The 23,871-nt window shown below is 68.5% G+C and carries 30 protein-coding genes and 2 pseudogenes; 13 read left to right on the top strand and 19 right to left on the bottom strand.

The features are described 5' to 3' along the window. Positions 1 to 456: 456 nt before the first annotated feature. The 3 genes from AB0O36_RS32635 (at position 457) to AB0O36_RS32625 (ending at position 3,559) form a co-directional block, all read left to right on the top strand. On the top strand, positions 457 to 705 hold the full coding sequence (locus AB0O36_RS32635; protein WP_365116499.1) for a hypothetical protein: 249 nt from the start codon (positions 457 to 459) through the stop codon (positions 703 to 705). Positions 706 to 772: 67 nt separating this feature from the next. Continuing rightward, positions 773 to 1,255 carry a hypothetical protein gene (locus tag AB0O36_RS32630; RefSeq protein WP_365116496.1) on the top strand — a complete coding sequence of 161 codons (483 nt, stop codon included), beginning with the start codon at positions 773 to 775 and terminating at the stop codon, positions 1,253 to 1,255. Positions 1,256 to 1,816: 561 nt separating this feature from the next. Then, entirely contained in the window at positions 1,817 to 3,559 is a 1,743-nt protein-coding gene (locus AB0O36_RS32625; RefSeq protein ID WP_365116494.1) for an RICIN domain-containing protein, read from the top strand. Positions 3,560 to 3,756: 197 nt separating this feature from the next. Here AB0O36_RS32625 and AB0O36_RS32620 read toward each other — a convergent pair whose 3' ends face one another. The 10 genes and pseudogenes from AB0O36_RS32620 to AB0O36_RS32575 form a co-directional block, all read right to left on the bottom strand. Then, positions 3,757 to 3,987, bottom strand: a complete 231-nt coding sequence (locus AB0O36_RS32620; RefSeq protein WP_365116491.1) for a hypothetical protein — start codon at positions 3,985 to 3,987, stop codon at positions 3,757 to 3,759. Beyond that, positions 3,984 to 4,217, bottom strand: coding sequence for a hypothetical protein (locus AB0O36_RS32615; protein WP_365116489.1), 234 nt, complete (start codon positions 4,215 to 4,217; stop codon positions 3,984 to 3,986). Before AB0O36_RS32615 ends, AB0O36_RS32620 begins: the two co-directional genes overlap by 4 nt. A 485-nt stretch (positions 4,218 to 4,702) precedes the next feature. Then, positions 4,703 to 5,020 carry a hypothetical protein gene (locus tag AB0O36_RS32610; protein WP_365116487.1) on the bottom strand — a complete coding sequence of 106 codons (318 nt, stop codon included), beginning with the start codon at positions 5,018 to 5,020 and terminating at the stop codon, positions 4,703 to 4,705. Positions 5,021 to 5,086: 66 nt separating this feature from the next. Continuing rightward, complete coding sequence (locus tag AB0O36_RS32605) at positions 5,087 to 6,361, bottom strand: HAMP domain-containing sensor histidine kinase (RefSeq protein ID WP_365116485.1); 1,275 nt, start codon at positions 6,359 to 6,361, stop codon at positions 5,087 to 5,089. A gap of 17 nt (positions 6,362 to 6,378) precedes the next feature. Then, entirely contained in the window at positions 6,379 to 7,167 is a 789-nt protein-coding gene (gene cseB, locus AB0O36_RS32600; RefSeq protein ID WP_365116484.1) for a two-component system response regulator CseB, read from the bottom strand. Positions 7,168 to 7,206: 39 nt separating this feature from the next. Further along, entirely contained in the window at positions 7,207 to 8,226 is a 1,020-nt protein-coding gene (locus AB0O36_RS32595; protein ID WP_365116482.1) for an endonuclease/exonuclease/phosphatase family protein, read from the bottom strand. 563 nt (positions 8,227 to 8,789) lie between these two features. Next, complete coding sequence (locus AB0O36_RS32590; RefSeq protein WP_365116479.1) at positions 8,790 to 9,197, bottom strand: hypothetical protein; 408 nt, start codon at positions 9,195 to 9,197, stop codon at positions 8,790 to 8,792. Further along, positions 9,187 to 9,599: pseudogene (locus AB0O36_RS32585) on the bottom strand (transposase); the annotation flags it as partial. The gene AB0O36_RS32590 and the pseudogene AB0O36_RS32585, both read right to left, overlap by 11 nt. A 483-nt stretch (positions 9,600 to 10,082) precedes the next feature. Continuing rightward, on the bottom strand, positions 10,083 to 10,406 hold the full coding sequence (locus tag AB0O36_RS32580; RefSeq protein ID WP_365116477.1) for an antibiotic biosynthesis monooxygenase family protein: 324 nt from the start codon (positions 10,404 to 10,406) through the stop codon (positions 10,083 to 10,085). A gap of 2 nt (positions 10,407 to 10,408) precedes the next feature. Beyond that, on the bottom strand, positions 10,409 to 10,795 hold the full coding sequence (locus AB0O36_RS32575) for a VOC family protein (protein WP_365116474.1): 387 nt from the start codon (positions 10,793 to 10,795) through the stop codon (positions 10,409 to 10,411). A 62-nt stretch (positions 10,796 to 10,857) separates the two neighbouring features. Here AB0O36_RS32575 and AB0O36_RS32570 point away from each other — a divergent pair, with 62 nt between their 5' ends. After that, positions 10,858 to 11,841 (top strand): YafY family protein, encoded by a 984-nt coding sequence (locus AB0O36_RS32570; protein WP_365116472.1) that lies wholly within the window; start codon positions 10,858 to 10,860, stop codon positions 11,839 to 11,841. Positions 11,842 to 12,178: 337 nt separating this feature from the next. On the opposite strand, the gene AB0O36_RS32565 is transcribed toward AB0O36_RS32570, so the two are convergent. After that, positions 12,179 to 12,604: a hypothetical protein gene (locus AB0O36_RS32565; protein ID WP_365116469.1), complete on the bottom strand. Its 426-nt coding sequence runs from the start codon at positions 12,602 to 12,604 to the stop codon at positions 12,179 to 12,181. Between the two features lie 82 nt (positions 12,605 to 12,686). On the opposite strand from AB0O36_RS32565, the gene AB0O36_RS32560 reads away from it, so the two are divergent. Further along, positions 12,687 to 12,965: a hypothetical protein gene (locus tag AB0O36_RS32560; protein WP_365116468.1), complete on the top strand. Its 279-nt coding sequence runs from the start codon at positions 12,687 to 12,689 to the stop codon at positions 12,963 to 12,965. 310 nt (positions 12,966 to 13,275) lie between these two features. Here AB0O36_RS32560 and AB0O36_RS32555 read toward each other — a convergent pair whose 3' ends face one another. Continuing rightward, positions 13,276 to 14,214 (bottom strand): acetylhydrolase, encoded by a 939-nt coding sequence (locus AB0O36_RS32555; RefSeq protein WP_365116466.1) that lies wholly within the window; start codon positions 14,212 to 14,214, stop codon positions 13,276 to 13,278. Positions 14,215 to 14,433: 219 nt separating this feature from the next. Between AB0O36_RS32555 and AB0O36_RS32550 the strand changes: the two genes are divergently transcribed. Next, on the top strand, positions 14,434 to 15,468 hold the full coding sequence (locus AB0O36_RS32550) for a winged helix-turn-helix domain-containing protein (protein WP_365116463.1): 1,035 nt from the start codon (positions 14,434 to 14,436) through the stop codon (positions 15,466 to 15,468). On the opposite strand, the gene AB0O36_RS32545 is transcribed toward AB0O36_RS32550, so the two are convergent. Continuing rightward, positions 15,402 to 16,028 carry a hypothetical protein gene (locus tag AB0O36_RS32545; RefSeq protein WP_365116461.1) on the bottom strand — a complete coding sequence of 209 codons (627 nt, stop codon included), beginning with the start codon at positions 16,026 to 16,028 and terminating at the stop codon, positions 15,402 to 15,404. The two genes, AB0O36_RS32550 and AB0O36_RS32545, sit on opposite strands and share 67 nt — an antisense overlap. Here AB0O36_RS32545 and AB0O36_RS32540 point away from each other — a divergent pair. Both AB0O36_RS32540 and AB0O36_RS32535 read left to right on the top strand, forming a co-directional pair. Further along, positions 16,027 to 16,773 carry a hypothetical protein gene (locus tag AB0O36_RS32540; RefSeq protein WP_365116458.1) on the top strand — a complete coding sequence of 249 codons (747 nt, stop codon included), beginning with the start codon at positions 16,027 to 16,029 and terminating at the stop codon, positions 16,771 to 16,773. The genes AB0O36_RS32545 and AB0O36_RS32540 overlap by 2 nt on opposite strands. A 735-nt stretch (positions 16,774 to 17,508) precedes the next feature. Then, on the top strand, positions 17,509 to 17,886 hold the full coding sequence (locus tag AB0O36_RS32535; protein ID WP_365116456.1) for a hypothetical protein: 378 nt from the start codon (positions 17,509 to 17,511) through the stop codon (positions 17,884 to 17,886). A gap of 105 nt (positions 17,887 to 17,991) precedes the next feature. On the opposite strand, the gene AB0O36_RS32530 is transcribed toward AB0O36_RS32535, so the two are convergent. Beyond that, positions 17,992 to 18,321 (bottom strand): hypothetical protein, encoded by a 330-nt coding sequence (locus AB0O36_RS32530; RefSeq protein ID WP_365116454.1) that lies wholly within the window; start codon positions 18,319 to 18,321, stop codon positions 17,992 to 17,994. Positions 18,322 to 18,627: 306 nt separating this feature from the next. Here AB0O36_RS32530 and AB0O36_RS32525 point away from each other — a divergent pair. Further along, positions 18,628 to 18,759, top strand: a pseudogene (locus AB0O36_RS32525) (IS5/IS1182 family transposase); the annotation flags it as partial. On the opposite strand, the gene AB0O36_RS32520 reads toward AB0O36_RS32525, so the two are convergent. Beyond that, complete coding sequence (locus tag AB0O36_RS32520; protein ID WP_365116452.1) at positions 18,708 to 19,067, bottom strand: hypothetical protein; 360 nt, start codon at positions 19,065 to 19,067, stop codon at positions 18,708 to 18,710. The pseudogene AB0O36_RS32525 and the gene AB0O36_RS32520 sit on opposite strands and share 52 nt — an antisense overlap. A 132-nt stretch (positions 19,068 to 19,199) precedes the next feature. Beyond that, complete coding sequence (locus tag AB0O36_RS32515) at positions 19,200 to 19,877, bottom strand: tyrosine-type recombinase/integrase (protein WP_365116449.1); 678 nt, start codon at positions 19,875 to 19,877, stop codon at positions 19,200 to 19,202. Positions 19,878 to 19,974: 97 nt separating this feature from the next. On the opposite strand from AB0O36_RS32515, the gene AB0O36_RS32510 reads away from it, so the two are divergent. Together AB0O36_RS32510 and AB0O36_RS32505 are read left to right on the top strand one after the other, a co-directional pair. Next, positions 19,975 to 20,289 carry a hypothetical protein gene (locus AB0O36_RS32510; RefSeq protein ID WP_365116447.1) on the top strand — a complete coding sequence of 105 codons (315 nt, stop codon included), beginning with the start codon at positions 19,975 to 19,977 and terminating at the stop codon, positions 20,287 to 20,289. Beyond that, positions 20,286 to 20,423, top strand: a complete 138-nt coding sequence (locus AB0O36_RS32505; RefSeq protein ID WP_365116445.1) for a hypothetical protein — start codon at positions 20,286 to 20,288, stop codon at positions 20,421 to 20,423. The genes AB0O36_RS32510 and AB0O36_RS32505 overlap by 4 nt, the downstream gene beginning before the upstream one ends. On the opposite strand, the gene AB0O36_RS32500 is transcribed toward AB0O36_RS32505, so the two are convergent. Further along, positions 20,418 to 21,080, bottom strand: a complete 663-nt coding sequence (locus tag AB0O36_RS32500) for a hypothetical protein (RefSeq protein ID WP_365116443.1) — start codon at positions 21,078 to 21,080, stop codon at positions 20,418 to 20,420. The genes AB0O36_RS32505 and AB0O36_RS32500 overlap by 6 nt on opposite strands. 190 nt (positions 21,081 to 21,270) lie before the next feature. On the opposite strand from AB0O36_RS32500, the gene AB0O36_RS32495 reads away from it, so the two are divergent. Then, the gene (locus AB0O36_RS32495; RefSeq protein ID WP_365116440.1) at positions 21,271 to 22,032 is read left to right on the top strand and encodes a hypothetical protein; all 762 of its coding nucleotides are present in this window, start codon (positions 21,271 to 21,273) and stop codon (positions 22,030 to 22,032) included. 405 nt (positions 22,033 to 22,437) lie between these two features. Here AB0O36_RS32495 and AB0O36_RS32490 read toward each other — a convergent pair whose 3' ends face one another. Further along, positions 22,438 to 22,569, bottom strand: coding sequence for an AraC family transcriptional regulator (locus tag AB0O36_RS32490; protein ID WP_365116511.1), 132 nt, complete (start codon positions 22,567 to 22,569; stop codon positions 22,438 to 22,440). Between AB0O36_RS32490 and AB0O36_RS32485 the strand changes: the two genes are divergently transcribed. Then, positions 22,534 to 22,941, top strand: a complete 408-nt coding sequence (locus tag AB0O36_RS32485) for a phosphodiester glycosidase family protein (protein WP_365116509.1) — start codon at positions 22,534 to 22,536, stop codon at positions 22,939 to 22,941. The two genes, AB0O36_RS32490 and AB0O36_RS32485, sit on opposite strands and share 36 nt — an antisense overlap. Here the strand turns inward: AB0O36_RS32485 and AB0O36_RS32480 are convergent. Further along, positions 22,886 to 23,704, bottom strand: coding sequence for a hypothetical protein (locus tag AB0O36_RS32480; protein WP_365116438.1), 819 nt, complete (start codon positions 23,702 to 23,704; stop codon positions 22,886 to 22,888). The genes AB0O36_RS32485 and AB0O36_RS32480 overlap by 56 nt on opposite strands. Between the last annotated feature and the right edge of the window lie 167 nt (positions 23,705 to 23,871).

Raw genomic sequence — 23,871 nt, 5'->3', positions numbered from 1 at the left:
TACCCCAACACCAGGCAGTAGAAGGTCCGCAATCTGAGCCCCACCCATCACGCCTGATAGCTGCCCAACTACCCCCAAAATAGCGACAGAGCCCAGAAGTTGTGCCAGAACCCAGATCCGTGAACAAGGCCACGCGGGGTCTTACTGGTTACCACGACCCCAGGTTGCCCCTCGGAACCAAGGTCTGACCATCGCGTCCGAGGGGCCGTTCACAGGCTCCAACCGGGGCGGCGGGCGTTCAGCCTGCTGCCGCCGCCGGCCCCTGGCCGAGGGGCGGGACGTCGTCGGCGGCGGTCCCGTCCAGGCGGATCCGCTGGAACCTCAGCGGATGCCTGAAGACGCCCAGGTCGACCGCCGGTCCGCGCTGACCTCCGCCACCACCTCCGGGCGCACAAGCACTACGTCCAGGACTTCGCGGCGCCCCCATGCCACGGTGAACCGCACCCCCTCGAAGGGGTGGCCGGGACCGGCCGCGGCGAGGTGTTCGCCGACCTGGCGGAAGACGGTACGGCGCAGCGGCACCGTCCGGCCGACCGCATGCAGCCGACCCTGCTGGTCGCAGCGGCCGTAGACGAGGAACTGCGGGTGGGTCCTGCCCTGCTGGAGGCCCCTGCCGTCTTCGCCATCGGTGTCCGTTGGTCGGGCGCCGAGGCACGCTTCGCGTTCCCGGTGCCGGCCCTGGCCCCGGGAGCCGTGGAAGACTAGCCAGCACTAGTCCGGCCGATCTCTGAGCCGACGCCGTTGTGAATCTCGCTGGCGAAGGGCTTGCCAAGTGAGCTGGAAGGGCGGCATTGACACCGCAGACCTTCAGCGGACGCTGAACGAGCACATCGAAGCCAATGTCGTGCACCACGGATACACCACCTACATGCGCGACTACGAGGTCATCATCGACGTGTGGAACGGCCCCCAGAGCCCGTCGAGCTACCTGCGGTATCTCTTCCGGTACTGCGTCGAGGCCCGATGCGAGACGTTCCTGTCCACGGAGACCTGGCAGGATTCCTTGGACGCGCGACTCCTCGACAGCGAAACCGCCATCGACCTCGACGGATACGTCTGGGGCGCGAACCATCACGAGCTGTACGGAGCCGAGCTTCGTCTCAAGTCGGAGGCTGCCCTCCGCTGGTCGAAGGCTGTCGGGATCGACTTCCATGAGATTCACATTGAGACCAACGCTCACGATCTGACCTTGCTCTTCTCAGACCTTGAAGTGAGCGAGGTGCCGGTCGGATACGCACCCTTCGTCGCGGACTGAGAGCCAGGATTCGTGCGCGCCGCCGTCCGCGGTGACGGCCCGTCCGCTGCCCCACGTCCCACCTACCAGGCCGGGATGAACTCCACACCGGGACCTCCGCAGCCGGCCGCGATTTACAAAGGACCGGAGGCGGTGACCAAGCTGCGGCATGGCCACCATGCTCGTTCGCGCGGCGCCCTGGGCACCAGCATTCACTGTGCCAAGGATCGTAGGAGCTCGGCGATCCGGACGACCCCCGCGCGGGGTCGTAGAGCTCGCAGGAAAGGGTGGCGAGCTGGTCAAGCGTGGGATCACGCAGCGGTGCCCCTGCCGTCGGCCGCGGTGGGGGCGTGCCGGGCGTCGAGCGCGTCATCTACGGGAAAACGTCGCTTCTTTGGGCCGGCGCGCGACATACTTCGCCACGTGGTGCACACGCGCCATCACCGTCAGCGACATGGCTGCTGGCCTGTCGGGGGACCGGTGGGGTCCGGGAGCCGACACAGGCGCAGGTGCCGTGGGTCGGGCGGTGTCCGTCCCGCAGGCGTGCTTGTCCGCGCCTGCCGGCATTGCGGAGGTGCGGGGATGAGTGATGTCGTCAACGACGGCGATGAGTTCAAACGGGACGTGGTGGCCGGCGTCTGTGGTGCGCTGGGCGGTGCAGGGGTGCGCACGCGCATCGGGGACAGGATGGAGCGCAGCAGCTCCACCAACGTCCTGCTGGCCGTGATGCTGAACGGGTTCGCCCGCCAGGCGGCCGGGCAGCCCTTGTCCGACCTGGAAGGCGTCTTTACGAACGCGTTCTCCCGTGCGGGCTTCACGGCTGACGAGCTCGGCGAGATGGGGCAGGCCTTCTCCATGGCGGCGCCGGAGGTCCGGGGGAAGTTCTTTCCCGGGCGTTTCGCTGCGATGGGTGTGGAGGACTCCTACGGTCTCGCCGACCTGCGGGCCGATCTGCCGCAGCTGGGCCGGGACATTCTCGCCACGTGCAGGAACATTCGGGCAGTGGACGCCACGCGGCTGATGGGCCCGCTCGGTGACGATGCGCAAGCGCGGGCGGTGCAGGAGGGGGTCGCCCCCGAGCCCAGCGCGGCCTTCCTTCAGGAGACCGCCGAAAAGGGATGGGGGCTGGTCTGCATGGGGCTGCCCCTTGACCACCCCGCCGTTGCGACCGCACGAGCCGGCGGCGCGGGCAAGTACTGGGTGTCGCTCGACTACCTCACGTGTCACCGCGAGTCGAACGAGTGGGGCAAGGACGAACCGAAGTTCTCGCTGGCCCTGTGCGACGGGGACACTCAGCGCCATTACACCAGCGAGCAGTTCAGCATGAACACCGGCTACACCCGCGCCTTCGAGCCGAACCGGCTGTGGAACACCACGGTGGCCAACGGGGGCCTTGCCGTGGTGATCGACGCCTGGGAGATGGACCACGGCGGCGGCGACGCGAAGGCCAAGATGATCATCGACGAGGTCCTCAGAATCCTGATGGCCGAGCTGTCGATCGAGACCTGGCTGGACATGGTCGACACCGTGATCGGTGAGCTGACCGGCGTAGGAATCCCCCCTGCGGCCGTAGCGATGTTCGCGATGATCCTCACCTTCGTCCGGCAGATCCTGACGAACCAGGACGATCACATCGGCACGTACTCGATGCTGGTACCCGAACCGGTGCTGATGCTGCAAAAGCAGATCCAGGACACGCTGCGCAACCCCCCGGCCGAAGGGGTGGTACGCAAGATCGCTGCGCTGACCCGTACCAGCGAAGTCATCGTCCAGACCCTCCTCGGCATGGGCGCCTACCGGACCTCCAAGCGGGCCCTGGTCTTCGACGCCGGCAGCGACGGGAAATGGGAGGTCGGCTTCCTGCTGATGCCCGACGCCTCAGCCCAGGTCACCGGCCTGCCTGCCAGAGTGCGGCTGGAATCCGTTCTCAGCGGCAGGTTCGCCACCATCCACGGCCCGTACAACGACAACGGCCCCTCCATTCGGCAGGAGGGCTGGTATCACGCATCCCACCAGCGGTGGGAGCTCGACGGCCTCGGCGGTGACCTCTACAAGTTCACCTCCGTCTACAGCCCCGGCCGCGTCATGTCGATCCACGGCCCCTACCCCGGCAACGCCCCCGACATCAACCTATGGAGCTGGAGGGACGTTTCGCACCAGAAGTGGCGACTACTGCCCGTCGCCCAGAACGAGTACGTCATCGTGTCCGACTACCGCGGCGGAGCAATCAGCGTCACCAACGCCTCCACCGACAACGGCGCCAAGCTGTGCCACCACGGTCTGCAAGGCCACCGCAACCAGCTCTGGAGGATCCTCGGAGCGTAGCTCTGGACGCCACCTTCGCAAGGGCGTCGGGGCGGTCGTTCCGGATCCAGAGAGCGCTGAACGACCGCCCACGCCGCGGGCGAGTCCTCGCCGTCCTCGATCGAGCCGCCGGACTGGGAAGGCTTTACGCCGACGGGCCGCCGGCTGGGGGCCGCGCAGTGTGCACAGCTAGGCCATCCACGTACTGCGGGTGATGGTCAGACCTCGGGGTCGCCCGTGAAGAACTCCACGAGCACCTGGGCGCCCGGGACTGGCAGGTCGTAGAGGTCTCCCCACGAGTCCGCGGGCTCCGCCTTCGGGGACTGTCCGGCCTCGTGCGCGCCCGTGATCAACGGCAGGAACCTCACCACCGCCGCGAACACCTCCGACGCCTTGTCTGCCGTGGCCCCGAGGACGGCGGCGGCCTGATCGGTCAGACCGTGGCTCACCGGTTGTGCGCCAGGGCCGCCACCTCGGTGCGGTCCGCTTCGATCCGGGTGGAGTCGGCCGTGGCGCGCAGGTGCCGGCGTTCCATCACCGCGAGCTGGTCGTCGCCGGCCTGGGCCGCGAGCAGCTCTTCCAAGAACACCCCTTTGCGCCCCGGGGCAAGAGCGGCAGCGATGGCCTTCGCGGTGCGCGGGACATCGGGCTCGTGGCCCTCTTCCGTTATGGCGCTCACGTGGTGCTCTTTCCGTCGGCGCCACCGTACCGGCCCGCCACGTCGCTGTGACCGAGTAGGGCGCACGGCGCCGAACGGCTCACGGCCCCGCTGCGCGCCGCAGACCGGGCGGGGTGGGGTCACGTTCATGCCGTCGTCCCCTCGTCGTCTTCGACATAGGCTTCCCGGGCCGCTGAATTTGCAGTCATTCCCCGGAGTCGCCTCCGGACAGACGCGGCCACCAGCGCTGGGATGCGGCGGACAGCAGGAGGGCCTCGGCCGGAGGGCAGGCGCCGTCTGCAGCGGGCGTGCCGCCGCGAGCAGGAGAATGGCCGTCTCGTGGAGCCGGCGGCCTTCCAGTGAAGCGGAGAACAGTGAAAGGGGTCGTTGACAGGAACTCCTGTCAACGACCCCCTTCTCCGCCTGCCGGCCGACTTCGGGCGCGGACTGACCACGCGGAGCTGGTCGAGGTTGCAGCCCTCGAGCCCCGGGGCGCCGAGGATGCCTCAGTCGGCGAGAGGCCGCCACGCTCCCTCACGGGCGGCATCCAGACTGCTGCCCCACAGCAGCGCCCCGCCCAGCAGTCCGGGTGTGTCCCGCACGGCAAGGGCAGGGCTCTGGAGCATGTCGGCCATGTCCTCCAGATAGGTGACCAGCGTGTCCTTCTCCTCGTTGTCCTCGTCTCCGTAGCGGGACCACTGCCCCAGGTACCCGGACTCCGTGTCCAGATACAGGCCCGAAGTGCGGTCGCGTGGGCCGCGCGTGATCACGGGAATCCAGGTGGCCTTCCACAGGGCGACGTCTTCGCCGTCCAGGCTACGCACGGGGCTCTTCATCTGCTGCCGGTAGAGTCTGTTTCCGCCGCCGGGAAGGCGTGTTGCGGTTCCGTTTCAGCCACTGGCCGGAGCGCGTACGCCGTCCAGGTCGAGGGTGGCGACCGCGCCCCCTTCCGGAGCGTTCGCGAAGGCCAGCCTGGCACCGAGGACGCCCGCCTGCCCGAGCGCGATGGTCAGCCCGAGTCCGTGCCCGCGCCCCCGCTCGGGGTTTCCCGTACGAAAGCGCTGTGGGCCTTCCGTGAGCAGCGCAGCGGGAAAGCCGGGCCCCTGGTCCCGTACGAGGATCCGCGCGCCCGTGGCGGTGGCCTCCACAGCGACTTCGACGGGGTCGGCTCCGTGCCGGTGGGCGTTGGTGACGAGGTTGACCACGATCCGTTCCACCCGGCGCGGGTCGGTCTCCAGGATCCTGGTGGCACGGACCGCCACGGCGGTCGGCGTCCCCGTCCGGCGGACGATGTCGGTGACCAGTTCGCCCAGCGGCACCGCGTCGGTCCGCGCCCGTTCGGCTCCGGCGTCGAGCCGGGAGATCTCCAGGAGGTCCTCGACCAGCCCGTTCAGGGCCCGGGCACGGTCCCGGACGAGCTCGGCCACCTCGTCGCCCTCCGGGAGAAGCCCGGCGGCGGTGGACAACCCCATCAGCGGCGTGCGCAGTTCGTGCGCGACGTCCGCGGTGAACCGGCGCTCGCCCTCCAGCTTTTGCTGCAGGGCCGCAGCCATCTCGTCCACTGCCGCCGACATCTCGGTGATCTCGTCACGGGCCCGGCCGCCCGGCCCGATCCGGGCGTCGAGGTCGCCGTCGGCGATGGCCCGGGCCGTGCGGGATCCGCGGCGCAGCCTGCGGTTCATCGGTTCGGTGGCCAGGGCGGCGAGCGGTACGACGACCAGGAGGGCGGCGAGCACGGCCTTGACGATGCTGCGGTCCAGGAGCTGGAGGCCGCGTACCTCGGAGCTCATGTCCGTCCGGGCGACGAGTACCCGTCCGCCCTCGACGGGCATGGCCGCCCACCTCCAGTACCAGTTGGGGGGCTTGCGGTCGTTCCAGGTCGCGTACAGAGCGGTCGGGTCCTTGGCGGCCAGCGCCCGCGCGAGCGGTGCGTCGAGCCGCTCCGGAGTGAGGACTTCGACGTCGAGCGGCGCGCTGCCCGTGCGGGTGTACTCGCTCTCCGCGGCTGCCAGGCGAGCGGAGAGGCGTTCGTTCCCGGTGCGGTCGCTTCGTTCGGCCATCGCCTGGTGGACGAGGACGCCGATCACGGCGGCCACCGCGCAGCAGGCGGCCGCGGTCAGGGCTGCGATCTTCCAGCGCAGGGCGCGCGGGTTGAACAGTGCCATGGGTGTGGTCGGCCCCTTCAGCCGCGGACGAGTTTGTAGCCGAAGCCCCGGACGGTCTCGATCCGCTCGGCTCCGATCTTCTTGCGCAGCCGCAGCACGCACAGGTCCACGACCCGGGAGTCGCCCTCCCAGCCGTAGTCCCACACGTCCCTCAGGAGACGCCGGCGGTCGAGCACGGCGCCGGGAGCCGCCGCGAACTCCAGCAGCAGCCGCAGCTCGGTGGGGGTTAGCGGAACGGGCCGTCCGCCCCGGCGTACCTCCAGACCGAGGGTGTTCACGGACAGGTCCCCGAAGACCAGCTCCCCGGGGGTCGTCCCGGCTTCCGCGGAGACGGCTGCGGGATTCGCCGGTCCGGTCCCCCGCGCCGGAGCCGTCTCCGGTTCGGCGGGCCGGAAGGTGGCACGGCGCAGCAGCGTCCGGATGCGGGCGACGAGGACGGGGGTGTCGACGGGTTTGACGACGTAGTCGTCGGCGCCCGCCTCCAGCCCGGACACCACGTCGAGGGCGTCGCCGCGCGCGGACATCATCAGGATCGGGACCAGGCTCTCCTCGCGGATCCGGCGACAGAGCCCGATGCCGTCGAGTTCGGGCAGCATCACGTCCAGGATCAGCAGGTCGTACCGGCCGGCCCGGAACGCCTCCAGGCCGTCGAGTCCGTTCTCGGCCACCCCGACGTGGTAGCCGTACCGCTCCAGGGACAGCTGTACGGCGCGGCGGATGGTGGCGTCGTCCTCGACGACGAGGACGCTGACGGGGGCTGGGACCCGGGGTGCCGACACGCCACCTACCTGCTCAGAAGCGGACATTTATGGAGTCCATCCTAGTCAGTGGGGCCTGCGGTGCGGTCACAGCCGGAGGGAGGCCGCGACGGGGAGGTGGTCGCTGCCGGTAGCGGAAAGTGTCCACGCGGAGGTCACGCTCATCCCCTTCACCAGGATCTGGTCGATGCGGACCATGGGGAACCGAGCGGGCCAGGTGAATCCGAAACCGGCGCCCGCCTCGCGCTGCGCCGAGGCCAGCTGGGAGGTCACCGGTCGCAGGGCCGAGTCCTCCGCCGTCCCGTTGAAGTCACCCATCACGACGACCCGGGCCAGCGGCTCCGCCCGCACGGCCTCGGCCAGCTTCCGGGCCGCGTCGTTGCGGCGGGCGGTGGTGAATCCGGCATCGGGGGTCACGCGTACCGAAGCGAGGTGGGCGGCGTAGACCGCGACGGGGCCGCCCGGGGTCTCGACCGTGGCCCGTACGGCACGCGTCCACGGCATGATCGGCACCGCCTCCACGCCATTCAGCGGGTGCTTGCTCCACAGTCTGACGCCGAGGGTATCGGAGCGGTACGGATAGCCGGCGGCGAGCTCGCGCTCGTAGGCGGGCGTGGCCTTCGAGGACATCTCCTCCAACGCCAGCACGTCCGCGCCCGATGCGGCGAGCGCTCGCGCGGTCCGCGCCGGATCGGGATTCTCCTCGTCCACGTTGTGACTGACCACGGTGAAGTTCCCGCCGCCGGATCGCCCGGATCGCTTGTCGGTGAGGGTCCCGCCGAAAAGGCAGCCCCAGACGGCCACGGGAGCCAGGACGGCGACGGCCGCGAGCCGGGAGCGGCGTACCGCCGCCGCCAGGAGGAGGACGGGGACGCTCAGACCGGCCCAGGGAAGGAAGGTCTGGAACAGGCTGCCGAGGCTGAGGGCCGCGTTCGGGATCCAGGTGTGCAGGGCCATCGTCACGGCCGCACACACCGCGGCGGCGGCGATCAGCAGGCCACGGCCGGTAGCCGCGAGTGCGCGGAAGCGGCCGGCGGGACGAGGCGGAAGCGGGCTGGGCGGCTCCTCTTCCCTAGTGGCCTCGGAACGGTACGGGGTGCTCAGCACGGCAATTGCCTTCCGATATCGCGTACGCCGGTGATCCGGTACCGGCATAGCCTCGGAGACGCGCGCTTCCAGGGCGTCAGGAAAGCCCTTCGAGGGCCCCGCAGTTGCGTTTCAGCCGGGTATCGGTCATACGGAGAGACTGACGATGCGCAGGAACGGCCGCCTCGAGCGGGGCTGCGTCCGCCCGGTCCGGTGCCGACACGCCTGAATCCACTCGACGGCGAAGACCCTCCCCCGAGACCACGCCAGATTCCGGGGACCGCTGAAACTGCGCAGTACTCAACCGGCTTGAGCAATCACGGCCAGGCCGTGCAGCTGCAGGCCAAACACCTTACGCGCTCCAGACACTGCGCAGATTCAGTCAGCCACTGGGCGCAGCTGCGCCCGGTCGGCAAGGGCCGGCGCTCGCCCCTCTGGCCGGACTCCGAGCGCAGTCGGCCTGAGCGCGTCCGGCCCCGGCCCTGATGGACGGCACCTCTTCCCCTCGGCTATCGCGTGGGAAAGACACCTCATGCAACTAAGCCGTCAAGTGCGGCTCTGCTCACGTGGCGCGGGGCGGCATCTCATCCTTCGTCTTCAGGAAAGAAGGTATCCGCAATCTGCACGAGTTGGTCGTCACTCAGCTGCAGGGGCACCCACCCACGATGGCGTGCGTGATCGACGAATCGGTCATCGACGGGAACGTGGTAGCGCTCGACGTAATGGGCAAGGTCGGTGTGCCAGAACCACTCACCGTCGGTGAGGAGGTGAAGACCATCGATGAACTGTTTGTTCGGGCTGAGGAAGTCGTGAACGGCGGATCCAGTCGCGGCGATCACGCTGCCGGCGCGCAGGTATCGCACGAGGTCCTCCTCGTGAGGCTCGCCTTCACTGCGGACGGCAGCGACCAGGGAGGGGCCATCTGGATTCCCATGCTTCAGTTCCCTGAACCCGCCGAGGAAGCGGTCTGCGTACGGGTACTCACTGGTCACCGCCAGGAGCGTAGTCGATCAGATGTCCGGCACGGCCGGGGCGGACGGCGGCACTGCCCCCGAGAGGAAAGGCCACAGCCTCGTCGAATGGAGTGCGCGGCTGCAGGCAGTGGTGGAGCTGGCCGAGCATCCGGTTGACCAAGTTTCGCAGGGCCAGCATGTGTCAGTTCCCTCCTGCCCGGCGCCGCCCGTAGTGGGCGTCCGCGCCGGTGAACCGCCGAGGAATGTGAAGGTCCACAAGTGGTCGACGTGGTTGAGCCGGTTGTCCTTGACGAACCGGCGTCCGACGTAGCGGCGCTTGCCGGAGGCCCGCGTGATCGGGGCCGAGCAGGCGTACGCCTTCAACCCTCCAGCTGAGGCGAACCGACTCCTGTCGTCGCCGATCTTGCCGAGAATGCGGGCATCGGGCCGGTTCAGGGTCTCCGGCTTGTCCCTGCACGCCTCGGCCATCGCCGGGGAGTACGCCCTGAGCAGGGATCGCAATGGCTCCCAGCTCGCCACCTCATCAGCCGTGCGCGGCACTGCAAGGCCGCATGGGCGCACGCCGAGTCCAGAGCTCGGAGCTCGTGAGGAAGAACGCGTCACCATGCGGCAACTCATCGAACAAGGATCCCGGCCGCGGCGAGGTTGAGGCGGCAGCCCATGCCGTGGCTCGATCCGGTCCCGCATCTGGGCAAACCCCTTCCGGAAAACAACACCTCCAATCCGTTGGTATGAGAGGTTCTGGATCTCCGATGGGCCCGGGACGGCCGCCGATGGCCGAGCCACGCGACCCCACCGTGGAGACCGTATGAACGGTGACGAAGGCGTGGCGAAGGCGGTGACGAGGCGCCGCCCGTAGGGGTGGGCCCCACGACGGTCCCGTGCCTGCGGGCGGCTTGTTCGTCAGGGCTGGTCGTCGGCCGGGAGACCCACCCCACCCAGGACGGTGAGGTCCGTACGGCGGGGCGCGGTCGACAGCAGCGCGAGGACGTCTGCGGGGGCGGGGCCGTCGGCGGGCGACAAAGCGGTGAGGGCTGCTTGCGCACTGGCGTCGTCCTGCCAGACTTCGGTGACATGCACCGTGTCCGGATCGGCTGTGTCCTGGCTGATCAGATAGATCTCACAACCTGGGAAGCCGTGCAGCCTCTCCGCCACTCCCAGCAGGACAGCTGCGAGCTCGCCGCCTCTGCCTGCGTGCGCTGTCATGGTCATCAGTCTGCCGATCATGCTCAGACCAGGGTGGTGATGCAGAACGGGTGGCCTGCGGGATCCAGCAGGACCCGCCACCGATCGGGTTCCGGCTGGACCGCAGGCTCGACAGCCCCCTGGGCGAGCAGCCAGGCCTGGGCGTCATCCAGGTCATCGACCCCCAGTTCGATGTGGGCTTGCTTCTCCTGGGAGGGGTCAGGCCAGGTGGGACGTCGGTAGTCGGCCAGGCGGTTGAACCCAAGTCCGGCCGAGCCCTCCTGGCCGAGCAGGATGAAGTCGTCGGTGCAGTAGGCGATGGGCAGTCCAAGGACGGCGCCATAGAAGCGGGCCAGTTCGGCGGGGTCCGGGCAGTCGAAAGTGATGGCCGAGTAGCGGATCGCGGGTGCGGATGTCGTTCCAGTGCTCATGCGACAGACGCTACGACGGGACCAGGACAGTTTCGGTCCTGGTCATGCGGGACACTCACGATGTGATCAGTACTTCGGCCCGCCTGCTGCGACTTGTCTCACTGCTGTCCGCGCGTCCCTCGTGGACCTGCGGCGAGCTGGCCGACCAGATGGCGGTCACCGAGCGCACGGTGCGCCGGGACGTCGCCAGGCTCCGGGAACTCGGCTACGGAGTCGAGTCCGACCCCGGTCCCTGGGGCGGATACCGCCTCAGGGCCGGAAACCGGGTCCCGCCGCTGATCCTCGATGACGAAGAGGCACTCGCCGTGGCCGTAGGGTTGCGCGAGGCAGCACTCAGCGGCGTTCTCGGCGGCGACCAGGCCGCTCTGTCGGCACTGCTGAAACTGCGCCAGGTCCTTCCACCGCGGATCGCGGACCGACTTGGTCAGATGGACGCAGCCTTTGTGCACACCCCCAGGCCGGACGAGCCACAGATCGCGCCGGGCATGCTGCTGGAGCTGGCCACCGCGTGCCGACGGGGCGAGCGCACCCACCTGTCGTACCGCGACAGGGAAGGGAAAGCCACCGCCCGGGATGTCGACCCGTACCGTCTCGTGCACACGGGACGCCGCTGGTACTTCGTGGCCCGGGATGTGACGCGGGGCGAGTGGCGGACGTTCCGAGCGGACCGCGTGGCGCACCTACGGCCAACCGGACATACCGTGGAACTCCTCGACCCGCCCGACCCGGTACAGCTCGTCTCCCGGTCCATCGCAACCGGCACCTACCCGCTCCATGTGACCGTCCGCCTCCCGTTGCCCATGGACCAAGCCCTGCGGCTCGTCCCGCCGACGGTCGGCACCCACCGCCCGGACGGCCCGGACGCCGCCATCGTCGACATTGGCGGCCCCGACGCAGACGGACTCGCCAAGTACCTGCTCAGCCTCGCTACCCCACTACAGGTCCTGTCCCCGGACGAAGTACGGCAAGCACTGCTGCGCCGCACCCGGGACCTGTTCGCGGCCAACGGAGTGCCGTCATTGAATGGCGACCTCAATGACCAGTAGGCCCTCCACTCCCATGCTGCCGGCCCGCTCCAGGCACGCCTCCGTCCGCTCCCTGGAGCGGTACTCCCGTCCCGGTGTCGACGCAGTGCCAGACACTTCGCCGAACGCGACCTCGCCGTACCTCGCCGTACCTCGCCGGAAGTAACGCCCCTCGTTTGCGGACCCAGGCGCCAGGCGCTGTTGTCCATCAGCCCGACCTTCAATCTCTCACGCAGCCCCTGCTCTCCTTCCGGGCCACGGGCGATACCGCCCATGCGGGCCGCGAGCAGGTGCCAGGCTCGGGTGCTGGCCAGGAGCGCCGTCTCCCGCTCGGAGCCGTTGCAGTCCTTCGCGACGGTCACCAGTCGGCTGTTCGCCGCCCCGACGTCGAGCAACTCAAGGGCCACAGGCCGGACGGCGCACGCGGTTGGGACGCCAGGCCGTGGTGAAGGGGAAGTCGTTGTTCACCCAGAGCACTCCGGCCAGGTCCGGGGGGCATGGTCCAGCGCGGCGGACTGTTCGGATCGATCTCGACGGGCTCGTGGATGAACGAGTCGCCGAGGTCGAACTGGACGCTCAGCGTGGGAACCCCCACGACGAGGTCATCGAGCTGCTGGACTTCGAGGCTGGTGAACCGGTGCACACCGGCCGCCACGACCAGCGGGAGCCCGGCTTTGCGGGCGATCGCGCGGTATTTGGCAACCTTCCGGTCGATCCCGGCGCACACCGGCCGGGCGGAAACGACGCCGGCCCGGCCGCTCGGCGGGACAACGACCGTACCCATCCCGGAGGACCTCATGGCCTGCCCCGTCCGCGGATCGGCCCGGAGCAGGAAGGTGCAACCCTCCGTACGGAAAGCGGTCAGGTTGAGCGGGGAGAGCAGGGCCCGCCGCAGGTACTGGGCGATCCTCTTCGCGGTGCGCGGATCGGGGGCCTCGACCGGCCGCAGACAGGCGTGCACGAACGTACCGCTGCCGGCGCTCTCGGCTCTGACCTGGGATCAGGGTCTGGGCCGGTCCTGCCTGATCTGCGTGCGGCGCCTGACCCGCAGCGCGGTCCCCCGCGGGTTGATCGGCGGCCAGCAGGGCGCGCACCGGCTCGACACCGAGGTGTGGGCCTGCCCGCGCTCGGGGGTTGCCTCATGAGTCCCGCGGGCATGATCTGCGCCCGCTGCGACCAGGCGATCCGCAGCAGCCAGTACGAGACCATCACCGGGGACTCCGCATCCGGCGCCCGCCCCGACCAGTACGCCCACCAGCCCGGCGGCAGCCGGTGTGCAAGTAACGCACCCACGATGAGCGGACTGGGCACCGGCGGTGCCCAGTCCGCGCCCCTGGGGGTGAATGATGCAGGGTCAGGCGGCGGAAGATCTTGACGTCCAGGATCTGGGTGCCGACAGGCGACCGAAGCACCTGTGAGCTGGAGCGGGCGGCTCGCCGCCGCCTCGTAGTCCCGTTACGACAGATGACGGGCGAAGAAGGTCCCCACCCGGCGCCGTACCTCAGCGAGTGTCACCGCAGGGTCGCCGGTACCGACGAGCGAGGTCCGCGCCGTCGCTGTCACGAGACCGGAAGTCTGGAGTCGGGCGACGAGCGAGCCGTAGTCGGTGAACGCCCAGTGGTTCGCGTCGGGGAGCAGCACGCGGCGGCCGGGAAGGCCCGCCCAGGACGACTCGATTCGGGCGGCGCCCTCGAATCCGTCGGTGCGGAACAGCAGCAGCGGCTGGTCGAGGCCGGCCAGCGTCACGTACAGGTCGAGATAGCCCTCCAGGTTCGCCACCGCACCGACCCTGCGGTCGTCACGGGCCGCGTACACCGCCGCCGTGCCGCCTGCGGAGTGCCCATACAATCCGATCCGGCGGGAGTCCATGACCCGAGCGAGCGGAAGGTCGCTGAGCCGGTCCAGGACGAGCCGGAGGTCCGCGATCCGGGTGTCCACCATCGTGCGGAAAGTTGCCGGGTCCGGTGGCCCGAACAGGACGGTCGTCCGCAGCCCGGCAGGCAGTTCCACCTGGGAAGCATCACCGGGGTGGTCGACGAGGACGACCACTCGGCCGTGGCTCGCCAGGTCCTCGGCGAGGGTTGTGCCGAGCGTGCGGGAGTCACCGCCGCCCGGTGAATACACCAGCACCGGCCGCCGCCCGGGAAGCGGCGGCGCGCCCACATGCCCGTGGGTGAGGACCGAACTCCAGTCCACCATGCCCGGCCGCGGCAGTCCGGGATGGATGTGGGGCGCGAGGCCGGCGAACTCCCTGGCCTCGACCGGGGTGAGCTGAGGGGCCCGGGAGAACCCGTGTACCGATCGGGCCGGGTACAGGACGGTCAGCACCAGCTCCCGCACACCGCCCACCCACGGGTCGGTCCGTGACGGGTCCGTCAAATGGACCGTCCGCATGCCTACGGGGTACGGGCCGGCGGGCGCGGGCAGCCGGAGGGCCGGGCCTCCACCGGATGCGGACGCAGCCGTGGGCAGCAGGGCAGCGGCACTCCCGAATAGGGTGCCCTTCAAAAGAGTGCGTCGCGAAGTCATACGAACATCCTTGGTACGGAGCCGTCACGACGCGAAGGTTCAGGCCCTGGCCGAAAGGCTGGCCAAGGACGAGGAGCTGTGCGAGTGCTGCGAGTCCACTTCACCGCGGAGGACTTCGCCCGTATCCGGTTCGCACCCCGCCCGGCGCCGCTCCAGGAGCTGCACGCAGCCCTGGCGACAGCCGTGACCCAGCGTGGCGGGCCACTGTTCGCGCCGTGGCGCGGCCGCATGATGCGCTCCCTCCCAGCCGCAAGCAGCCCGCTCGCCGATCTGGTTCCCGCGGGCCGCCCGCCCTCCTTCCTCGACGTCATCGGCGACACCATGGCCGACGGCTTCGAACAAATCCGAGCCACCAACCCCGGTCTCGTCCGAGCCGAACTGGAGCGGGTCTACGGAGCGGTGCCCGTTCCTCGCTGGATCCGGGGCCTGCACGCGGGCGACGAGACCGCCTGGCGCACCCTGCACCGCGCCCAGCAGGCCGCGTTCGAGACAGTCCTCGCCCCGGTCTGGTCCGTCGTGCAGGATCTGCACCATGAGGAGTTCACCCGCTACGCCCTGACGGTCGCCGAGCACGGCGTGGCCGCCACCTTGACCCGCCTGGCCCCGGGCAGCCGGCTCCACGAGGGCGTGTGGGAATGGCCCGGCGCAGCGCCGGACCGCGACGTCCGCCTCGACGGGCGCGGCCTGGTTCTGCTACCCACCTTCCACCACCCGGCGGGCCCACTTCTCCAGGACGCCCCGGGCCATCCCGCGGTCCTGACGTACCCAGCCGGTCCCGGGTGCCCGCCCACCGCGGGGGGCCCGGTCGTCTCCGCCGAGGCCCTTGCCGCGATCCTGGGGCGTACACGGCTGGACGCCCTACGCCTCCTCGCCGAACCTCACACCACGACATCCCTGGCCCGCGCCCTCCACGTCAGCAACGCAACGGCTTCGTCCCACGCGGCCGCGCTGAGATCGGCAGGCATGGCGACGACGACCCGCGCAGGCCGCTCGGTCACCCACCAGCGCACGGCCCTCGGCACGCTGGTTGCGGGCGCTGGCCTCGACCCGCCTCATGCTTCGGGATCGCGCCCTCCATCCGCCTCGGCCTGGGCCAGGCGGTCGGCGAAGAGGGCGTAGGCCACGTGCTCCTGCGGGGTCCCGTACACCGCGAGCCAGCCCTTCGCCCAGTCCGACTTCGGGCCGATCTCCTGCCCATACGGATGCGAATGCGACCAGAGCTCGTGCTTCCCCGACCTGCACCGGCCCTGCCCGTCCTCAACCAGTGGGCCGTCCGTGCGGTTGTCGGTCTTGACCCCGTTGACGTGGTGGACGGTCTCCGTCGCCGGCAAGGGCCTGCCCAGGAGCTCCTGCACGAAATGCCGGTGCTCCAGCACGCTCCTGCCCTCGACCCTGATCACCCTGAACCCGCTGCCGTTGACGTACCCGCTGCCGGCAGGCGCGTACTTCTTCTTCCCGCCCAGAGGCTGCCCCAGGGCGAGCCGCCCGTAGTGGGCAGCGCACAGGTTCTTCGACCGCGCCCGGTCCGAGCAGCCCGAAGCATGGCACCAGCCCGTCTGCTTAGGTTTGTTGATTTCGCTGGGTTGACTGCCATGGCCTACGCCGTTGTGCTGCAGCCTGGCCGTCGAGCGGGGGTGCGCACTGACATGGCAGGGCCTGGTCGGCCAGAGTCCTGACATGGTGCAGAACCTCATTGCCGTGTTCAGCCTGCTCATCGGTCTGGCAGGTCTGACGCTGAGCTACATGGGTCACCGGCAAAAGGTCCGGCAGGAGACCCAGGAGACCGCTCTGTTCGTGGAGCAGCTCCAGGGCCTCCAGCGCGAGCGGGGCCAAGACCAGGAGCAGCGCAAGCTGCAAGAGAGAGTGCAGCGAGAACGGGAGCGGCGCCAGGCATCCATGATCAAGACCCGCCTCGAACTGCGCCCCTCCTCTCTGCATGACGGCTGGGTGGTCCCAGAGATCGTGGTCGAGAACCGGTCCGACCAGCTGCTCCGGGACGTGCGCGTGGCCTTCCTCCACGAAGTGATCGGCGAAGCGACAACCCTCGACACCGGTCAGCACGCCTTCCAGCTCCCGCCCGCCCAGGCCGCAAAGCCGTCCCACAAACTCAGATTCGTCACGGTCGATTTCACCGACATCGCCGGGATCCGCTGGCGCCGCGACGGCGACGCCGGCCTGCGACGCGCCCAGCCAGGCACCGACAGCCCGGACAGTCGCGGTGCATGGGGAGACCCGGAAGACCTCTACGTCACCGCGGCGAGGGACGTCATCATGGGCGCGCCAGCGAGCCCCCCACCGCCCCCGCCGAGCGGCGCCTCTCAAACGGAGCCGGTCGGACGGCATCTCCGGTTCCTCCAGCCAGCAATCGTGCTGGTCTCCGTCACGCTCATCGCAGGAGCCCTCTGGTGGCTCCTGAGCCGTTAGCAACCCCCCGCCGACTCCACTCGTGCACAGACCTGCGGTCCGCCGCAGTCTTGGGCCGACAGGACCAGTGCCGCCTGTCCCGTGCGCGTGCCCGACCAGGGTGCGGTCTCGTGAGCAACGGAGCCCTGGCCCAGGCCGTCAAGAGCATCAGGATCGTGTCCCCGCAACAGGGGCGGCACGCCCGAGCAGCCATCCTCAGCTGGTCAAACAAGCCCGACTCAGACGACGCCAGCCTCTACATCAAGCCCTACGCCAGCCCCGGCTGGAGCGTGAAGGGACATTCGGCGGCAGAGCTCGCTCCCAACGCGGCAGCGGCTTTGACCGCGCAACGGGAGTACAGCAATCCGAAGATGGGCAACGCCCAGCTCTCGTTGCACCACTCCGGGCAGAGCCATGTCTACGTCGGCCCTCATGCCGACCCCGCGTCCCGGCTCCAGCCGGTACAGGGTGCCCCCCTCGACGATCCAGCCGGCGGCCACGTCGCGACGATCACCTGGGCGACCCTGAACGGTCTGCCTACCCCCAATGTCCCGCCGGTGTCCGCCGGGCCGGACATCGACATCGTCGTGACGGCTTCCCAGGAGGCCGCGCGAATGTCCCTGGCCCTGTACTCCGGGACCGATGAGGACGCGATGTGGAAACGGTACCCGTTCCTCAAAGACGGGCCGCTGCTGCGAATGGAGCACGTAGGGATGTCTGCCCCGCTCCTCCTCGGCTTCCACGGCCGGGCGGCCCGTGGGCCGCAACAGGACGGGCCCGGCGTGGCCGTGCTCGGAGGATGGGGGCCCCACCACCGGCGACATCCTGCGGGCGGCGCTCGACCACGCCCTGGCCGCAGCCCTCGAGCGTGCACGTCGCGAGCACACCAGGCTCCGCGCCGCGGTCGCCCAGGCCCGTCGAGACATCGCCCTCGCGGAGGAGCGCAAGCAGCAGGCCGAGGACGACCTGCGCCGCGCGACCGAGGCTGGCAACACCGAGGACATCGCCAAGGCAGCCAACGCCATCGCGCACTGGAACTCCATGGCCGTCATGCTCCGCCTCGAAGCCGAACGCGTCACCGCCAAGGCGGACGCCGTACGGGAGCTGATCAGCCAGCTGAAGGCGCGAAGCTGACCGGTGGGGGCCCGGGGGAATCACTGGGCCCCGGCACTCGACTGCGCGCAACGCCAGCCGTTCCGCCATCGAAATCGAAATGGCTGGCGTTGCAGCGCACTCCCCCTAGCCGAAGAACACCGAATGCGGAACCGTGGCTCCGCCGTACGCGCCTCCTGAGTTGGGAGCCAGAGTGTCCTGAGGGATGGTGCAGCCTTCGTCCCGGTAGAGAGTGGCCACGGTGTCGGTGAAGTTGTCGACGACTCCCCCGCCCCCTGGCATGACGATGCACTCGTCATCCGCAGGGTTCTCCATCACCTCCCGGAAGCCAGTGTCCGCCCGGTTGTACGCGAACGTGCCGGACGCGGCCTGAGCGCTGGTTGACAGTCCTGTCACCAGCACGGCCGTAGAAGCGGTCACCACCGCCAACCGCGGTAGCCAATTCCACTTGCGCATGAGAGACCTCTGTTCTGATAGCAGACGATTTCTGACATCAGGACAGCAGCCATACGCGCGGATACGGCGCTTCCAGACCGTCTGCTCACCCGATCGGGCGCGGGCGGGTACCGCCGGAGCCGTGCGGCCCGAGACTGGGCGCATGTCCGTGAAGCTGGTCGTCTACCCGCCCGACGACGGCCGTGGGGACCAGCGGAGCAGCCAGTAACGCTAAGCCTGTCTCCGCAGGTGGCGGCGCCCCAACCACGTCTCTCAGAACGGCTTCGCAGAACTCGCCGGTTCTGAGAGGGCTTCTGCGAGAAGCAGCGGAACACCGTCGAGCGGTGCATCAACAAGCTGAAGCAGTGGCGCGGCCTCGCCACCCGCTACGACAAGACCGCCACCATCTACCTCGCCGGACTCCACCTCGCCGCCATCTTCATCTGGTCCGCAAGGTGATCCGAAGCAAACGGCCTAGCCGTGGCCGGAGGGGCCGATGCGGTCGTGCAGCCTGGGACCCACCCCTGGTTGCAGTGGGAGAGTTTGCCGCTCCAGCTGTGATGCGTGAGTCGGAGCGGCCGCACTTCGCCCAAGTCGGCCACCGTCGCAGGCTCGGGCCCTGACCAGTCCAGTTCAAGGACCGCAGCGCACTTTGCCTCGGCGTCGATGCCGGTGACCTGCGAGGCGGTCCAGGCCCCGAGCGCTTCGGCGTACACGGCGACGACGTCGCCGGCGGCGAGCAGCCTCGGTGGTTGGTCTGGTCTCATGCCCGGATGCTAGCTGGCTGCAACGCAGACCCTGTGTCCGAGGTACAGTCTCGGCGCCATGCGGCGGTTAAGGCCAGCCACGTCGGTCAGGAGCGAGCCAAGATCGAGCCTTCAGGTTGACGAGCTTCAGGCTCACCCGGGCTGGCGGGTGGTCGGGATGCCGAGGGCGACGGGCGACCGTTGGGCGGCTCGTGCGGCGTCGGCCTGTTTGGTGCGGACGAAGGTCAGGGTCATGTCGATGCCTTCGATCTCGCCGAGCCACTTCTCCTCCTCGGCGCGTTTGCGGCGCCGGACCAGGTTCTTCTCGATCTCCGCGAGCCTGGGCAGCATCTTCGAGTTGACCTGCAGCATGGGGCATCGGATGCAGGCGTGTTCGTGTTGGCAGGGGGATCCGTAGGGCCGGCCGCAGTTCCCGAGTTCGACCTTGCGCTTGTCGAAGTGCTCCTCGAACTCCTCCCACTCCTCCGGCGTGACATCGAAGTATTCGTCCTCTGGGCGCTGGCTTCGTCGGTGGTTCAGGAACTCCTGGTAGTGCTGGACGATGTCTTCGGCGAAGACCGCGACGTAGCCCTGGGTGGTCTGCAGGTTCAGGTGTCCCAACAGGGCGGCGCCGACGTGGATGGGCAGGCCGCCGTTGACGATGTCGGTGGCGAAGAGCCTGCGGAAGTCGTGCGGGGTGAACTTCGTGTCGGCGAACACGGGATTCGTCTGGGCGATCTCGTTGCAGCTCCGCCTCAGCATGCCCGCGATGGTGCGTGATGCAAGAACGTCGTGGGCTGTTCCCCTCTGGCGCTGGAACAAGAAGGGCATGGGGTCCGACCAGAGTCGTTCCTGCGGGTCGTAGCGGCTGACGGAGTGGGATGGCCCGCCGGTTTCGGGTCTGGCGGCGGACGACCTGAGCGATGGCGTGGAAGAGATCGGGAGACATCGGGATGACGCGTTCCCTTTCGCCCTTGGACGGAGCGATCACCAGCAGGGCGATGACCTCTCCGTTGGGCCTCTGATACTGGCGGATGCTGAGGTGCGTGAGCTCGGTCAGCTCCTCGATTCGGATCCCGCTGTGCCGGAGGATCTCGACCGCGGCCCACTCCCAGAAGGCGACCTCTTCGACCTGGTCCAGGTGGATCGTCTTGCCCGATTCCTGGTCGACGATCCGGATCGTCGGCCCTGCCTCGGTTTTGATCCGACGGCGGTCTTCGGGGGAGTCGCTGCGGGTGTGTGACGGCCGCGGTGGACGAACGCCGTGCCGAGCGGGACGAGGCGGGCGGCTTCCATGAGACTGCTCAGGTGCTCATGCCGGGATTCGACATGTTCGACGAGGACGGGCAGGAGCGGCTGGCGGACCCGGGGTCATAGACCTCCGCACTCAGGGCAAGGGACCAGCTCTCCCGTCAACTGGCCAGCACCTTCTGGGCCACCATCGAACAGATCAACCCGCAACAGGCGGCGCGGCCGAGCCCGTCGGAATTGAACGAGTTCGCCGTCCGGAGCTCGGTGAGCCAGGGCCCGGCGCTGTGCCTGCGACTCCGGCACTGGGTTGATCAGCGGACCGCGGTTGTAGTGCCGGTGGTAGGTGTAGAAGCCGCTCACCACGGTCAGGCAGTGGTTGATCGTAAAAGGCGCGTATCCGGCCTTGAGGTAGGGCTTGCCGGTGCGCAGGTTGACCGCGCCCGCCTGCACTGAGTCAGGCTTCCGTCGGCAGCGCTGCGGGTTCGGCGCGGTGCGGAGCCATCCGACGAGTGTGGAGGTCTCCGCCTCAGTCGCGCGGTCCCAGTCGATACCCAGGAACCACCGCAGCCGGTGCCAGCGGAGCAGGACGTGAGCGTAGCTCTTTGCGGTCGCCGGACGGTTGTCGTCCAGGATCAAGCCTCGAAGGTACGGAGCAACGTGCGCAACGACGGCGCCGTCAGCGTCCACGACGGCATACCAGGGGATGGTGTCCAGCGCGATGACCGAACCGACACGGGGCACATCAGCCCGGCCTTCGATCAGCTGGTGGCGCAGGTCTAACAACAGGAGCTTCCTTTGTGGACGGTCACGTAACTCCCCAGGGCTACGATCACGTAATTCCCCAGGCTGTCATCCCGACGTTCCGGAGTAGTGTCCGAAGGTCGACCTGCCTGACAGCAACACGAACTACCGACTCGAGCAGGGCCAAGCGAATTCACATGACAGCTGTGGCTGACTCCTCGACCATTGGCCGATGACCACACAACCGGACCTTCTCAGCCTGAGCATCGTGTGCCCACCGCCCGACAAGGGCGGCGTGGAGGTCCGCCCGATCGTCAATGGCCGGGATCTTCTGGCCGAGATGGTCCCCGGTGGCGTGGGCGGCTCCCAGTACCTGGGAGTAGGCCCCCGGTATCTGTTGGACCGGAACGGGCCGTTGCATGCCACCGCGACACCGCACGAGGTTCGTCTCGCTTGGTCCGGGTGTGGCGCGGAGGAGTGCTGCGGGGCCCTGTATATGACGGTCACGCGTGACGGGGATCATGTTGTCTGGGCGGGCTGGCGCGACCTGGCCAATCAGGACGTCGCCCTGCCGGAGCTTCGGTTCGCCTCAGCTCAGTACGAGGCCGAAGTCCGGCGAGCCGGAGAGGACCGCAGCTGGGAGTGGCCGGCAGGAGCGGTCGCGCGGCTGCTTGAGGCGGGGCTGAGGGGACGCGGGGACTGGCTCCTCCGGTGGGAGTGCGAGTTGCAAGACGTATGGGCCTCCCGCAAGCAACCCGACCGAATCCACGTCATCCTGATGCACCCGCCTAACGGGCCCGATACGGATCTGCCCTGGATCCAGTTCCGGATGACTCTCCCGATCTCCGCGGACGATCCTTCGGACCAGGCCGAGCGCCTTGAAGCGCGGTTGACCGCAGGCGATCCCCGTGCCACCGCCGAGGTCTGGGGCGGTTCGCACGATGCCGAGCGACTGGGCTACCCATGGCCGCCGGTCGACCTGCCGTTCATGTAAACAGCAGGAAGACGCGGGCTCGGGCCGCGCCGTTGGGCATCCACTCGCATCCACCATCCCCATGGGGAAGCGTGACCGTGCGGGTGGGGAATTGCGTGACGCCGATCATGTAGATCGTGGGGAAATGCGTGAACGTCGACATCCTTCAGGACATGGATGAGCTCGCTCCGGAATCGGAGTCACTGGTGCAGTTAACAGGCCAGACCACCACGCGCTACGGAGCCGGCGGGAGCCCGCTGTGTACGCCATGCCGGGCCGCGCGGCAGGCGCAGTACGGAGGCTGAGCATCATGTCCGTCCTGCCTCCCGACGTCCCCCGGCTGCAGACCCTGTCACATACCTGCGCGGTGAACTCGCCCGGGCGGAGGCGGCCTTGGCCGCTGCGGAGGAGCGCGAGGCGCGCGGCTCAGGCGGCGGGCTGCGTCCGGGCGGCCCGCCGGTAGCGGCGGGGAGCGATGCCCAGTTCCCGGGAGAAGGCGCGCGAGAAGGTGAACTCGGAGGCATAGCCGACGGCTACGCCGATGTCGTCGAACGCCACCCCCGCACCCTCGCAAGGGTCACCGCCACCGGTGAACTCCTCCTGGTCACCATCGACGGACGTAACCCCCTCACCAGCATCGGCTTCACCCTCCAGGAAGCCGCCGACGTCATGAAATGGCTCGGCGCCAAGGACGCACTCAGCCTCGGGGCCGGCGGCGACACCACCCTCGTCGCCAACGACACCCTCTACAACCACCCCACGGACAGGTGGACCGCAAGCAACTCCACCGAGCGCAAAGTCAGTAACGCCGTGGTGGTCGCACGGCGGTCGAACTCCGGGTGCACGTCCGCCCCGCCCACCGGGTCCGAGACAATCAACCTACAATTATCGACCATTTCCCGAATGACGAGCCAAATTCGATGCGTTTGAGGTCGCCGGAGAGATCAATTCTCCCTGATGCGGCTGCTGTCGGGGGTCCAGCTCTGTACAAGAAGAGCTGATAGCCACCACCCACAGGTACAATTTTGTACCATTCTCCGACCTGCGAGAGGAACTTCACGGGGGTGTGCAGGCCGGTATCCGCGTCAAGCTTCCCGGTCGCACCGCCTCGCGTACCTTGGTTGTGAAAGAACAGCCAGTTACCGGCAAGGGCCTGCATGGCCCACCAATGCCCGAAATGGCCATTCGGAAAAATGTGGAGGTCGGTGTAGTTGCCAAGCCAATCTACACAGCCCGAACGCGCCTGCGCAGGGCTCCCGTCATTGTTGTCATTGTAGAAGAACAGTAGGCCGTTATCGAGAGGGACAATCTGTTCCCACGTCTCGAAATGCCCAGCGGGGTAGTCCTTCTGGGTGGCGTAGGTGCCAGCCGCGTCAATCACTCCGGTTCTACCAGCTCTTGTGGATCTATTGTAAAAGAAGAGCTGCCCGTGTCCGACTGGCACTACCTGCCATCCCTTCCCGGGTTGCCCGGTCGGGAGGTCGGCGATGTGGGTATAGCCGCCTGCCGCATCAAGTTTCCCCCAAGCAGCCTTCCCGGTTTCGCCGTTATAGAAGAAGAGCGTGCCGCAGCCAAGGGTTACGATCTGCTTCCAATCCCCAAATTGCCCCAAGTCCCTGAGGTGGGTGTAACTTCCGGCCGCGTCGAGTTTCCCGGATGCAGCCAGCCGCGTATCTGCGTTGTAGAAGAACATGATGCTGTCCGTCCGTAAAGCGAACTTCAAAAGATCGGAGAGTGGCGTCTGTTTTTCGCGCGTACACGCTCCGCGAAACCTGAATTGCGGGAGGAACGCCGAGGTTGGGAGCACTAGATCAGATCGATCAGTCCGGTGCGCCGGCGATTTTGGGCGACGAGACGACC

It is taken from the genome of Streptomyces sp. NPDC089799 (assembly GCF_040684755.1).
Lineage (GTDB): Bacteria > Actinomycetota > Actinomycetes > Streptomycetales > Streptomycetaceae > Streptomyces.
Note: the sequence above shows the minus strand (reverse complement) of the source record. Positions and strands in the feature narration are given on the sequence as shown.